The organism is Anaeromassilibacillus sp. An250, assembly GCF_002159845.1.
GTDB lineage: Bacteria > Bacillota > Clostridia > Oscillospirales > Acutalibacteraceae > Anaeromassilibacillus > Anaeromassilibacillus stercoravium.
Genome location: NZ_NFJK01000007.1, coordinates 22,244 through 35,496, shown reverse-complemented (window position 1 = coordinate 35,496; position 13,253 = coordinate 22,244). Strand labels below are relative to the sequence as shown.

Here is a 13,253-nt window from a genome sequence, read left to right as displayed (position 1 = left end):
ATTTCTCACCTCAGAATAAACCAGATATTTTTCCGGATGCATCCACATCGATCCGCTCCGCCGCAGGACGCTTCGGCAGGCCGGGCATCGTCATGATGTCCCCCGCATAAGCGACCACGAAGCCCGCGCCGTTGGAGAGGCGCAGGTCCCGGATGGTAATTTGGAACCCAGCCGGGCGGCCCAACAGCGCTGCGTTGTCCGAAAGCGAATACTGTGTCTTGGCGATGCAGACCGGCAGCGCATCGCCGCCGAGCGCTGCAATCTCCTTGAGCGCTTTCTCCGCCTGGGCTGTATAGGTAACCCCATCGGCGCCGTAGATTTCCTTTGCGATGGTTGCAATCTTTTCGCGCACGGGCAGATCGCCCGCATAAATGGGGTGGAAATCGGAGGGCTGCTCTGCGGCGGCGCACACCTTGCGCGCCAGTTCCATGCCACCCTCGCCGCCCTTGGCAAACACCTCGCTGAGGGCAAAATCCGCGCCATTTTCCTTGCAATACTGCTCAATATATGCAAGTTCCGCATCCGTGTCCGAGTCAAAGCGGTTGATCGCCACGACCACGGGCACGCCGTACTTGCGCATGTTCTGGATATGCGCGCCCAGGTTGACGATCCCCTTCTTCAGGGCTTCCAGGTTTTCGTTCCCGGTCTCCGCCTTGGGGACCCCGCCGTTGTATTTGAGCGCACGGGCGGTGGCAACCACCACAACCGCGTTCGGGCGCAGCCCCGCCAAGCGGCATTTGATGTCAAAGAATTTCTCTGCGCCGAGATCAGAACCAAACCCCGCCTCAGTGATGCAATAATCCGCCAGTTTCAACGCCAGGCGTGTCGCGCGCACGGAATTGCATCCATGGGCAATGTTCGCAAACGGGCCGCCGTGCATAATCACCGGCGTTCCTTCCAGCGTCTGCACCAAATTGGGGTTGATCGCGTCGCGCAGCAGCGCCGCCATGGCGCCCTCCGCTTTCAAGTCCTTCGCATATACCGGTTCGCCGTCCAGATTATACGCCACCAAAATGTTCCCTAGGCGTTCCTTCAAATCCGAGCTGTCGGCAGCCAGGCAGAGGATCGCCATCACCTCGCTGGCCACCGTGATGATAAAGCCATCCTCGCGCGGAATCCCATTCATTTTTCCGCCGAGCCCCACCACCACGTTGCGCAGGGCGCGGTCGTTCATATCGAGGCAGCGTTTGATCAGCACACGGCGCTGGTCGATGCGCAGCTCGTTCCCCTGCTGCATGTGATTGTCGAGCATGGCGCACAGCAGGTTGTTTGCCGAAGTCAATGCGTGCATATCACCGGTAAAGTGGAGGTTGATATCCTCCATCGGCACCACCTGTGCATAACCGCCGCCGGCCGCGCCGCCCTTGACGCCGAACACCGGCCCGAGGGACGGCTCGCGCAGGGCGATGACCGCATTCTTCCCGATCTTTGCCATTGCTTCGCCCAGCCCCGCCGTTGTGGTGGTCTTTCCCTCTCCCGCAGGGGTCGGGTTGATCGCGGTCACCAGGATCAGCTTTCCATCCTTTCGATCCTTGAGGCGGTTGTAAAGCGAGTCGTTCAGCTTCGCCTTAAACCGGCCGTACGGTTCCAGCTCTTCTTCCCGGATCCCAAGGGAAGCGGCGATCTCTGTGATGGGTGTCATCTTGGTCTGTTGAGCAATTTCAATATCCGTCAGCATTCCCATTCTCCCTTCAAATGACGCGGTATCTTCCGTTCAACCGCGCCTCCAAATCATAGAATTATCAAAATTATACCACAACCATGCAAGGGAGAAAAGGGATTCGCGAATTGTTTCGTGCGTCGACTTCTTTTTGGGATTATGTTATAATAAAACCTCGTACCGTCCGCGTAAGTTGCTGTTTCTTTTATTTTGGGTGGTACCTTCCCGTTCCAAACAACCAAAAGGAGGAGTTTTACGATGTGGATCGTCAGACAATACCAGGAAACCGGGCGGTTTTTCCGGAAAAAGCTATTAAAGCTCTTTTTGATCCTGTGCATCTGCTTCGCCGGCCTTTGTGTGCTTTCCGGCATTTGGCTGGCCAGCGAAGAAGCGTTGTTAAACGAATTCGTCCAGCAAATCGCCGCTGGTTTTGAAGAAAAAGGACTTTTTGATGAAGGCGGTATCTCGTTCTTTACCCTCTTGCTCAACAATCTTTATGCAGCTGGGATCTCTATTTTAATCGGCTGCATTCCGTTTTTCTTTCTCACCATCCTCCCGCTTTTTTCCAACGCGGTGGTGTTGGGTGCGATGGGAGCACTTTACCAGACCACCGGCATCGGGATGGGGGCGTTTTTAATGGGGATCTTGCCGCACGGCATTTTGGAGCTTCCGGCCCTGCTGGTTTCCTTTACCCTTGGCCTATATTTATGCTGGACGCTCTCCTACAAAATCTGCTTACAGCGGGAGCGCTCGTTCCGGCAGGCGCTCAAAGAGGCGGGGCGCGTCTATCTGCTGGTCGTTGTGCCGCTTCTCCTGGCGGCGGCAGTGATCGAAACCTACGTGACCCCCGCACTGATGGGGCTATTTTTAGGTGTATAGGAAATCCGCTTTGAAACGGTTATCCGTAAGATTTCTTTAAGAAATCCATTTCGTTTTTTGTAAGGATTCTCCCTTATCATGATAGACACGGAACATACTTTGGGTGAAAAGGATCTGAGATTATGAACGAAGGCAGCATTTTGGTTGTGGACGACGATCGGGAAATTGTACGCTCCATCGCCATCCACCTGGAAAAAGAAGGATATTCGGTCCTATGTGCATACAACGGCTTGGAAGCGCTGGACATGGTGATGAGCCAGCCGGTCTGTTTGATTATCATCGACGTGATGATGCCCAAAATGGACGGACTGTCCGCCATCATGAAGATTCGTGAAAAGCGCAACCTGCCCATCATCGTGCTCTCCGCCAAAAGTGAAGACACCGATAAAATTTTAGGACTGTCCATTGGCGCGGACGATTATGTGACGAAGCCGTTCAACCCTATGGAATTGGTCGCACGCGTGCGTTCCCAGCTCCGGCGCTATACCAGCTTAGGGGACATCCATGCACAGCAGGGCAATCACGTGATTGTAAACGGGCGCCTGAGCTACAACACCGAGGAGCATATCCTCACCGCGGACGGCGAGCCGGTCAAGCTGACCGCCACCGAAACTAAGATCATCGACTTGTTTATGCGCAATCTCGGCCGAATCTTCCCCGCGGAGGAAATCTACCGCCGCGTTTGGAACGAACCTGCTTTTTCCGCCGAAAACACGGTGATGGTTCATATCCGGCGCATCCGCGAAAAGATCGAACTCAACCCGAAGGAACCCGAATATCTAAAGGTGGTATGGGGAATTGGATACAAAATTGAAAAAAAGTAAAGCAATCGTCAGCCTCATCAGTTTTTTCCTCAGTATGGGGATCTTGATCGCCACCGCCATATTCGGCATCTCTTTTCTGATGAACTATGATTATGCCATGCAGCAAATTAGCGATCTCAAACAAGAGGATTATCAGAATACCAATGCATTCCGGGCCGAACTTTCCCAGATGCTCAACCATATCCTGCACGTTATGGATACGCTGTCCTCTTCCGACACCGCCGCAGAGACGGAGCTGCAGGATTCCGTCTATTCCGATTCCGATGGAAACCGCTACTACTATTTTTCCGATGCCGACGATCCGTTCGGCCTGAACGCGGATACAGCGCGGAACCTGCTATATCAAATCGGAACAGCTTCCAATCGAACCGCCTATTCTAACGACACGGAGCACGAGAACCTCTATGAAGGCGATCTGCCGGAGGGATACAATTTCCGATTGATTTTCGACGGTAAAACCGTCTCCATCGAAAAGGACGGGGTGGCAGTCGATGTCTACGGGGACGGTTTTTACCGCAGCGACTCCGGCATGTGGAATGTGCCCGGATACGAAAACATGGCGGCCAACCCGGATTACGAGAATTTCCGCGTCTGCCTGGTCGCGCGCCAAATCCCTGTGGAGCCGATGGACGGTTCCAGCGCGCTTTACGACATTCCCCAGCAGGGAAGGGAAACGCTTTTGTTCCTGCGCATCTGGTCTTGCATCATTGCTTTCTCTGCTATCCTGTTGGTTTTGGCGTTCCTTTGGCGAAAAGAGCGTCGGGAGCTGAGCCGCCGGATTGCCGCGCACACGGCCAACCTCTATTTCGAATGGAAGCTGGCGTTCGCCATCCTTGTGTTGTTCCTCACTACGGGGTTTGTCAGCGGTAGCATCCCGGGCAACGTGGTCTGTTTCCTGCTCTCCCTGCCCGGCTATTATCTGATTGCCATCGATCTACGCTATAACCGCGGGAGTTGGAGGCGCAATGTCATCAGCACCATGTTGCGTCGCCGGGCCGAGTACCGAAAAACGTTCGAGCAAAAGCTGCCCCTGGAACGCCGCCTGCTCGAACGCTGGGACGATTTTATCAAGTGTGAGGCGATCACGTTCAGCGTAGGATTGGTCCTCAGCATTTTTACGGTAGGGCTGCTGGCTCCGGTCACCATTGCACTCATGGTATATTTTGCATATCGTTATGGGAAGCTGCACCGCCAACTGGCGCAGGACCTTGGCCGCCTGACCACACAGATCACCTCTGTTCAGCAAGGCAAAAATACCGCACCCTTGCTGCTCCCGCAGGATTCCGATCTGCGGGAGGCCGCCCATGCCCTAAACGATATTGAGCACGGCGTAAACACCGCTGTGGAGGAACGTGTAAAGAGCGAGCGCATGAAGGTGGAGCTCATCACCAACGTTTCCCATGACATTAAGACGCCGCTTACCTCCATTATCAGCTACGTAGATCTGTTGAAACAGGAGGAGACGCTTCCCGACCATGTAAAGGATTACATCAAAGTTTTGGACGAAAAATCCCTCCGCCTGAAAAATATGATCCAGGATATTTTCGACGTCAGCAAGGCGGCCAGCGGCAACATGGAACTCCAAATGGAGCCGTTGGACCTTGGCAAGCTGGTGCGTCAAACGCTGGCCGATATGGACGAAGCGGTCCAGGCTTCCCAGCTCCTGTTCCGGGTGGATATTCCCGACCAACCGGTGACGATCACCGCGGACGGCGGGCGCCTCTACCGCGTATTTCAAAACCTGATTTCCAACGCACTGCGCTATTCGTTGGAAGGGACGCGGGTCTTCGTCTCCCTCACCGAGGCGGACGGCTTCGCCTGCGTCGCATTGAAAAACATCTCCCGGTATGAACTCGATCCCAATGTGGATATTACAGAGCGCTTCGTGCGAGGGGACGCCGCCCGTACGACCGCAGGCAGCGGGCTGGGCCTCTCGATTGCCAAGAGCTTTACCGAAGCCTGCGGAGGGGAGTTTTCCATCCAAATCGACGCGGACCTTTTCACCGCACGAGTGACGTTTCCCCTCACGCCTCCCTCTATCACATTACAAAAGCCATCCGAAGCCTAACCCAATCGGTTTCGGACGATCGTTTGCTGTATACGATGGATTTTCTGTAACGATTTGTTTATTGTGGATTCAAAAATGCTATGCTATAATAAACGCATAGCATTTTTATTTGCCGACTGCCAGAAGGATTCGCGGCTATGCCGCGATTTCTTTATATACGGGCCTCGCAGCTATGTACACGGGGCTATAGAGACATAATATAAGGGGTACACAAATGGAACGATTGGGAAAATCCTTTTTGGATTATTTTAAGCGGGCGGACAAGTTCCTTTGGCTGGTGATGCTCGCAATTTCTGCATATAGCTTATTGCTTTTGAAAACCGTCCCTTCCCCTGCGGGAAGGCGTTCGTACTTCGCCACCCAGCTGATTGCCATTCTGATCGGCTATATCGGCGCCTGGTTGATTACCCTCATCGATTACCGGGATTTATCAAACCTATGGTATATCATCGCGGGCTTCTGTATTTTCCTGCTGATCTATACGCACTTTTTCGGCATCGCGGTGCAAAATTCTGGCGGCATCAATGCACGCGCCTGGATCAGCATCCCCGGATTGGGGACCTTCCAGCCGTCCGAGCTGGTGAAAATCGGGTTTATCCTCACCTTTTCCAAGCATTTATCCGTATTAAAGGACCGCGGTTTATTGGAGCGCCCATTGCATGTAGTTCTCCTGGGCTTCCACGCTTTGATTCCGGTCGCGGTGATGTTCCAGCTGCAGGGAGACGCCGGTTCCGCCGCCATCTTTTTCTGCATGTTCCTGGCGATGAGCTTCGGGGCTGGCGTGCAGCTCCGCTATTTCATCGGGCTGTTTGCCGCCATTGGCGTGGCCTTTCCATTCGTCTGGAGATACCTGTTGGACGACTACCAGCGGGACCGCTTCACGATCTTCCTACATCCGGAGAGCGACCCCACGGGCAAGGGCTTACAGCAGTTGCAGGGAAAAATTTCGATCGGCAGCGGGCAGTTGTGGGGCCGTGGCCTCTTCTCGCCGGATTCGCGCGTACAAAAGGGCAGCGTCCCTGTCCAACAGAGCGACTATATCTTCTCCGTGGCAGGCGAACAGCTTGGTTTTATCGGCTGCATGCTGATTATCGTACTGCTCTTTCTGTTGCTGGTGCGCACGATCCACATCGCGCGCCATGCCACGGAACCGCTCGGCAGCAGCATCTGCTATGGATTCTTTGGGATGATCGCTTCCCAGATGGCGTTTAATTTGGGCATGTGCCTCAACCTTTTCCCCGTGATGGGCGTCACCCTCCCCTTTTTCAGCGCAGGCGGTTCTTCCGCTGCGTGCCTCTACTTTGGATTTGGCTTGGTGCAATGTGTCGCCATGCATAAGATCAATATGGACATTGTAAAGATCCACACATAACAATCGATCCAACGATACAAATCGAATTTACACCCGCACGATCCCCTATAACAAACAGAATCCCTGATCCGGATATTGGACCAGGGATTCTGTTTTTATGCCCGGCTATTTGAAAGGATAGCCGTTAGAGCATGGAAATTAAACCATCAAAGGTACTTGTGGGAGTACCTGTATGCTGCGCTTTATCCAACGTGTACCACACAATGCATCTGCGGGTTCTGTCCCGGCAGCGTGGTATATACGCCCGTGCTGCTTCCCGGGCCACCGGTCGCCCATACGCGGAAGTAGTAATCGTTGCCAATCTTTGCAACAAACTGCGTTTTCAACACATCCCCGTTGCCCACGGTAAAGCTGGGAACGGCTGTTGTGCTCCCCATCACGGTCATCTTGAAGCAGTACGCGCTGCCTCTCTTTACCGTAAACGGAAGCGTTGTGTCGGAAACCACATACACTTGCGCCTGTGCCACTGGGATATTCGGGATAACAGGAGACGTTGTGGCTGTAGCCGTACCGGTTCCAGAGGTGCTGCCGGACGAAGAACCGCCGCTGGAGCCTCCCGAATGGGAACCATCGTGCTTTTTCGTCTCCAACTGCCCAACTTTCTCCTCGACGTCGTCATAAGCGCCGGCCACCTGTTGGGGCGTTGCTTCCGGATCGTCCAAAACTTGCTTTGCTGCATGCACGGACGCGTTCAACGCCTGGACGGAAGCCGCTGTATAGTCGCTCAAGTCCATCCCTTCCACCTGTGCGATCAGGTCCTTCAGCGCGTCCCGATCCGGGATTTTGCGCAGATCCTTGATTGCCTGGGTGAGCGCCAAAGCCGCCTCGTCGACCGCCTCCTGTGTGACATCGCCCGCTCCCTGTTCCAGGATCGCCTCCGCTGCGGCAAGCGCTTCTTGGAAAGCCTCCTGCCCTTCCGGACGATACTCGTCCATATGGAGGGAATTCGCATAATCGACCAGGGACTGCAAGCTGCTCAGGTCTGCCCGGAAGACCAGCCGATTCAGGGCATCTTCCAGAGCCTGGTACGCTTCCTCGACGTCCGCTTTCAAAGCGTCGCCACCCTGTGCATAGACGTCCTGTGCGCTCTGGTACGCTTCTTCAAAGCCTTCGTAGCTGCTTTCGGTAAAGAGCTCGGGGTCAATCTCGGATGCAATCTCCAAGAGCTTTCCGAGGGAATCCACATCGCCCTTTTCAAATTCGAGATACTGAATCGCTTCGATCAGGCGTTTCCATGCCTCATTGACCTGCGCCTGCGTCGCCGCATCATCCTCATATACCTCTTGCGCCGCAGCCCGTGCCTCCAGGAAATTCTCCCTTGCCGTATCCGCAAGGCCAGCCAACTCTTCTTCCGTAACTGCATTTGCTACATCCAAAGCAGCCTCCAAAATGGTCTTATTGACCACCGCAAATTGGAAATACAGCTTGGTATTTTCATTTGGCATGGTGACAGAGTACGTGAAACCGTCCGCCTCAAAGGGGACCGCTTCTCCATTGCAGGTAACCGCGCTGAACACACGGTCCACCGGCGTGAAGTGCAGCTGCAACGCTTCGTTCGCCATCACCTTTGCGCTGTAAACGCTGTCGCTATCTAGGATAACGCTTTCGACATTGCCCTCCACTTCCAATTCCGCGTTCTCATTCCACTGGACAAAGAAGAGGTGAGCGGATGGCTCCTGCTCAGGCTCCACAACCACGGTTGCCTCTGCCTGCAAATTTTCCGGGTTTTGCACGCCTTCCGGAAGCGTCAGGACGCCCGGAATCGTATAGGTGCCCGCCTCCGGCTGATAGCCGTCCTCTTCCCAGGCGACCGCCGCATCCGCCGTTGATCCATCGCTCAATGCAACTTCTACGGTTTCCGGCAGGTTCAGCTCTGCAAAGGGAGTCCCATAGGCGACGGTCTGCGGTTCCGGATTCGTCACAGAAATGACGGACAATTCCGGTTGTACAGCCGTAATCGTAAACTTGTCCAAATTGGCGGTGGACGTTTCATCGTTGTAGAATTTCAGACGGTCCACGCCCTTCTTGAGCTCGACCTGGATGGTCTGTTCGGCAAAGTTCGGATAGGTGTTTTCGCACGAAATACTGCCGGCGATGGTCTTGTCGAGGTTCTCATAATAGAGGACGTTCGGCGCTCCCGCCATGCAAGACAGCGTGATGTCATAAACGCCATCCGCGGGAACCTCCACCCAGAGGTTCAGCCATGCGTTGCCATGGTCGCCGCAATTGCCCAGCCAGCCGACGGCCTTCCCGCCGCTTGCATAGGAATTTTCCTCTACAAGGGCGCCCTCGCCGCCAAATTCCAGAAGCTCCGCCTCCACATGGACCGGTGTCGCGTCCTGATTCAGGACAACGGGATTGTTCTCCCCGTAATGGTCCATCGCGCGGAAGGAAACTACAATCGTATGGTCTCCTACAACGTCCTCAAACGTATAGGAGGAAACGGCACCGGCCGATTGGCCATCCACCAGGACGTCCGCCACCTCATAGCCGCGGTCCGCTGTCATGGTAAAGGTCTGCGAATCGCCTTCCTCCACAGAAACAGCCCCGGACGGGGTGATGATCCCGTGCTCTTCCGCAGAAGCGGTGATGGTATAGGTGTTCGCCACCAGATCCTTGGCTGTGAATTCGAATTTATCCAGGTTCGGGCCCGCATGGGAGTCCGCTGTAATCACCAGTTCGCCGGCCCCGGGCTCTGTAATGACCAGATCAAACTGGATCTCCTTATAGGGTGCGCTGCTGTCGCCATAGACGCTCACCGAACCGCTTTGGATGTGTTCGCCGCTCCAATTGATGGTGTTCGCCGTCGCTTCGCTGAGGCGGCCGCTTTGGTAACGGCAGTTCACCGTATACGTGCCGGCATTGGGCGCCACATAGGGCAGCTTGATAACGTTGCCCGGCTCCATCCAGCCGACTTTCTTGCCGTTGCTCGCCCCGTCATCCTCTTCGATCCGCACATACTTATCCCCGGAGATGGGAACCAGCGTAAAGAACTCCGCCTCGGCCAATTTGGTGCCTTCGCTTGTTCTCGGCAGCACAAACGGGTCTTCCGCGGTATAGGCCGTGCGCGGCTCCAGCGCTTCCTGGGCATTCTGGAGGTTCGTCAAAGCCGTGCCGACCTGCTCGCCCGTCGCGTCCGGATTGTCATATACAGCCTGCGCTTCCTCGCGGGCCTGTGCAAAGGCCTCCCAAGTGGCGGGCGTATACCAGCCTTCGTTTTCTGCATTTGCGGCGTCAAGCGCCGTCTTGAGCGCATTCTTGTCGACAAGGTCGTTGTCCTTGATGATGACGTCTGCGCGGGTATTAAAGCCCAGAATGGCGCCGCCTCCCGGGTTGACGATCTCCGCATAGAAGCGAAGGTCCCCAGTCACTTCGGTGTTTTCGATGGCTTCCACCGTTACGGTCGCCGTATCCTGGCCGTCTTCAAAAGTGACAGTTTTGCTCACATCGTTGTAATGCCGTCCGTGGACAGCGGTGTCCGGCGCGGTTTGGAAATCGACGGTCACTTCCCCGTCCGTTCCGCCCACGCGCTTGATGGTGACATCCTGTGTCCCAGCCTCGTTTACCGTATAGCTGGCCGGGTCAATCTCAAACATCCCTGCGCCCTGGTTGTCCAATACAAATGCAGCGTCCAAACCGGTCGCCTTATTCTTGCAGACCATGCGCACCGTATGCTCGCCATAGGGCAGGTCGTCCGTCGTATAAAGGATCTGTTTCAGCGCCCGGTTGGGCTGGTATGCGTTGGGCGTAGCCACCAAATCCCCATCCACGTACACATCCATGGTCCCGTGGTTCGGGTCCTTCGTGCCGACGATCCATGCCTTGGTGCCGGTAAAGGTGAAGCTGGCTTCCGCACCGGGATTTGCCCACATACCGGTTTCGTTGACGCCGTCAATGGTCTCCAGATTCCAGTTGCCGCTCCGCGCAAATTCGCGGTCGTCGATCATCGACAACCCCTCGGGCATAACGGATTCCTGTTCAAACGCGCCCTCCGCTTTGAACACACCCACGTTTTCAATCAGCGGGACCGCCTGGGAACCGGTGATATTGATGCGCACCTGGTCGGCACGGACCGGCGTGCTGCGCACCAGGCGTTTTGCGCCGATGGTATAGCCGGAGCCGAACTCTTTCCAACCGGAATCGGTGTGTACATCTACGGTAAATTCGGAGATGCGCTGTCCCAGCTTGATGTACTCCTCAATGGAGACGATGTCGAACAGCTTGGTCCCGCCCAGATCGATGGTAATGCTGCCGGTCGTTTGGCCGTCATCCATGGTCCAATAGGTGTCTGCATCGTCGTCCAGGACATTGGACGCGGCGTAGTCCGGGCTGTTGCCGCGCACAGCGGTGGCCTCTGCGATTACGCCGTCCTGTTTGGTCAGATCGGTGCGGAACGTATCCCGGATGGTCTCCCCCAGTTCCGCCACACGGTCGACAAAGTCCTGCGGCAGGACGCCCGTTGTATCCGGGGGCACATTGAGCAGCAGCGGCTGGCCGCGTCCTACCGATTTAAAGTAGATGTCGGTCAGCTCCTCCATGCTCTTTGGCTGCTTGCCGGATTTCCAGAACCAGCCGGAGGTCAGGGAGACGTCGCATTCGCCGATGCTCCAAATATCGCCGTTGGGGTCGCCGCTGTTCAAATAGGCCGCTTCATCGCCGCCGTACGTATCGTAGTAGTTCCTCTGGCGCTGCTGATCCAGCTTTGACCAGCAGGGGTCCCCCGCCTTGCCGGATTCATTGCCGATCCAGCGGATCGTGGAGCCGTACGGGCTGAACACCACTGCGCCGGGCTGGAGTTCCTCGATGAGGTCAAACCACTCCTGGAATTTGTAATGCTGGGCGGCGGCGCCGCTTCCCTTGGCGCCATCCATCCAAACCTCTACAAATTTGCCGTTGTTTCCATACTTCGGGTTTCCAAGCACTTCCCGGAGCTGATTCATGTAGTATTCGTTGTAATCGCCATTTGAATCCGTTTCCTCGTCCGTGCCGCTCCCGTATCCATAGGTGGGATTGTTGGCATCCCACGGGGAGAGATAGAAGCCCATGTCCATATCATACTTTGTGCACGACTTGGAGAGCTCTTCCAAAACATCCCCGGACTGTCCTCTGGCAGCCTGCGTTGCCTGGAAGTCGGTGCTGCTGGCAACGTCCTGCGTGGTGTAGTCGCTGTTCCAAAGGCAGAACCCATCGTGATGGCGGCCGATCATAATGATCCGCTCAAAACCCGCATCCTTCAGGGCTTTCACCCACTGGTCCGTGTCCAAGCCTGTTGGATGGAATACGTTTGGATTCTCCCGGCCGTTTCCCCATTCCACACCGGTAAACGTATTCACGCCGAAGTGGATGAACGCGGAAAGCTCTTCCTCATGGTATTGCAACTGCGTTTCCGTGGGGATGGGCCCCCAGGCCTCCGGGGGAGCCACATCATCCGCCGGCGCTGCCGATACAGGAAACGCCAACGGCTGCAAAGCCAGCATTGTGGCTACCAAGAGCGCCAGCCATTTTTTTACCTTCCTCACTCTTTCTCATTCCTTCCTTTTAAACGTTTAGCCTTTCGAATTTGCCATGCTGCCAAAAAGCTAACAAGTTGATTATAACATTTTCTATAATTTTCATCAAATAGTTCTCAAACAATTGTGTATATTATTGTATTTGTTTCTTGTACTTTTGCGGATTTTTCTCAATGATATAGTATGTTCGATATATGTGATTTTTTGAATAATGGAAGGATGAGAAATGTATTAGACTTTTTACCATTCATCGCCGCCCATAAAGTCCTCAAGAAGATCCATAAAGTTGTCATAGGAGACGAAATTCCGGTTCAATTGCGCCACGAAGCGTTCAACGGCCTTTCGGTCCGTTGAGAGGTCGGGGATCACTTTGACCCGTTCGGCACGCCCCATCGCGTAAAATGTAGCCTTTATCCCGTAGACCCGAAGCCCGCGATACATCGTATCTCGACACCTGGAAGAAATCACCTCATAAAAGCTGTGGCGGATCAAACGAAGAACCTGCGCCACCAGGGATTGGACATAACTGCTGTCCAATTCGATATTTACAACATCGTTCAGAATCTGTAGCAGCGCCCGGGCGGCAGAACGGTTCGGCTCCGGAAGCGCTGGCAAATAGACATTGTGCAGATACCCGTTCATCCTCTCTGAGGATGGAGCTGCCAACAATTCCGGCAAATCCATTTCCAACGCATCCGCAACGCGCAGGAGGGTATTTAGATTTGGATTGGCCTGGGCCCGCTCGATTTTTCCTACGGAGGAAGGCTGCATCCCCGTCAGATCCGCCAAGTCCTCCTGCGTCATGTGGCGGCGTTTGCGCTGCCGTCGAATATTCTCCCCAATAATGGCTCGGTAATCTTCCATACAATCTCCTCTTTCCTGAACGTATCGTAATCATACTATAAATCTGGAAGTTTCACAAAGTCATAAAAAACCTATT

Annotated in this window: 7 protein-coding genes; 4 read left to right on the top strand and 3 right to left on the bottom strand. The window is 54.8% G+C overall.

Annotated elements, in window-relative coordinates; all coding sequences use genetic code 11:
- Positions 1–10: 10 nt before the first annotated feature.
- A complete protein-coding gene (locus tag B5F54_RS07760; RefSeq protein WP_087232748.1) occupies positions 11–1,678 on the bottom strand; it encodes a formate--tetrahydrofolate ligase in 1,668 nt (555 codons plus the stop codon).
- A gap of 240 nt (positions 1,679–1,918) precedes the next feature.
- On the opposite strand from B5F54_RS07760, the gene B5F54_RS07755 reads away from it, so the two are divergent.
- The 4 genes from B5F54_RS07755 (at position 1,919) to B5F54_RS07740 (ending at position 6,803) form a co-directional block, all read left to right on the top strand.
- Positions 1,919–2,539 (top strand): stage II sporulation protein M, encoded by a 621-nt coding sequence (locus B5F54_RS07755; RefSeq protein ID WP_087232745.1) that lies wholly within the window; start codon positions 1,919–1,921, stop codon positions 2,537–2,539.
- Between the two features lie 122 nt (positions 2,540–2,661).
- Positions 2,662–3,363, top strand: a complete 702-nt coding sequence (locus tag B5F54_RS07750) for a response regulator transcription factor (RefSeq protein ID WP_087232743.1) — start codon at positions 2,662–2,664, stop codon at positions 3,361–3,363.
- Positions 3,338–5,431 carry a sensor histidine kinase gene (locus tag B5F54_RS07745; RefSeq protein ID WP_087232740.1) on the top strand — a complete coding sequence of 698 codons (2,094 nt, stop codon included), beginning with the start codon at positions 3,338–3,340 and terminating at the stop codon, positions 5,429–5,431. Before B5F54_RS07750 ends, B5F54_RS07745 begins: the two co-directional genes overlap by 26 nt.
- Before the next feature lie 214 nt (positions 5,432–5,645).
- Entirely contained in the window at positions 5,646–6,803 is a 1,158-nt protein-coding gene (locus B5F54_RS07740; protein WP_087232737.1) for an FtsW/RodA/SpoVE family cell cycle protein, read from the top strand.
- A gap of 182 nt (positions 6,804–6,985) precedes the next feature.
- On the opposite strand, the gene B5F54_RS07735 is transcribed toward B5F54_RS07740, so the two are convergent.
- Both B5F54_RS07735 and B5F54_RS07730 read right to left on the bottom strand, forming a co-directional pair.
- Positions 6,986–12,322, bottom strand: coding sequence for an alpha-L-fucosidase (locus B5F54_RS07735; RefSeq protein WP_087232735.1), 5,337 nt, complete (start codon positions 12,320–12,322; stop codon positions 6,986–6,988).
- Positions 12,323–12,553: 231 nt separating this feature from the next.
- The gene (locus B5F54_RS07730; protein ID WP_087232732.1) at positions 12,554–13,177 is read right to left on the bottom strand and encodes a DUF6514 family protein; all 624 of its coding nucleotides are present in this window, start codon (positions 13,175–13,177) and stop codon (positions 12,554–12,556) included.
- Positions 13,178–13,253: the final 76 nt, after the last annotated feature.

What these genes read in the sequence shown, in the direction of transcription:
- B5F54_RS07755 (WP_087232745.1), top strand. Translation starts at nt 1,919, where the DNA reads ATGTGGATCGTCAGACAATACCAGGAAACCGGGCGGTTTTTCCGGAAA.
- B5F54_RS07730 (WP_087232732.1), bottom strand. Translation starts at nt 13,177, where the DNA reads ATGGAAGATTACCGAGCCATTATTGGGGAGAATATTCGACGGCAGCGC.
- B5F54_RS07760 (WP_087232748.1), bottom strand. Translation starts at nt 1,678, where the DNA reads ATGCTGACGGATATTGAAATTGCTCAACAGACCAAGATGACACCCATC.
- B5F54_RS07750 (WP_087232743.1), top strand. Translation starts at nt 2,662, where the DNA reads ATGAACGAAGGCAGCATTTTGGTTGTGGACGACGATCGGGAAATTGTA.
- B5F54_RS07740 (WP_087232737.1), top strand. Translation starts at nt 5,646, where the DNA reads ATGGAACGATTGGGAAAATCCTTTTTGGATTATTTTAAGCGGGCGGAC.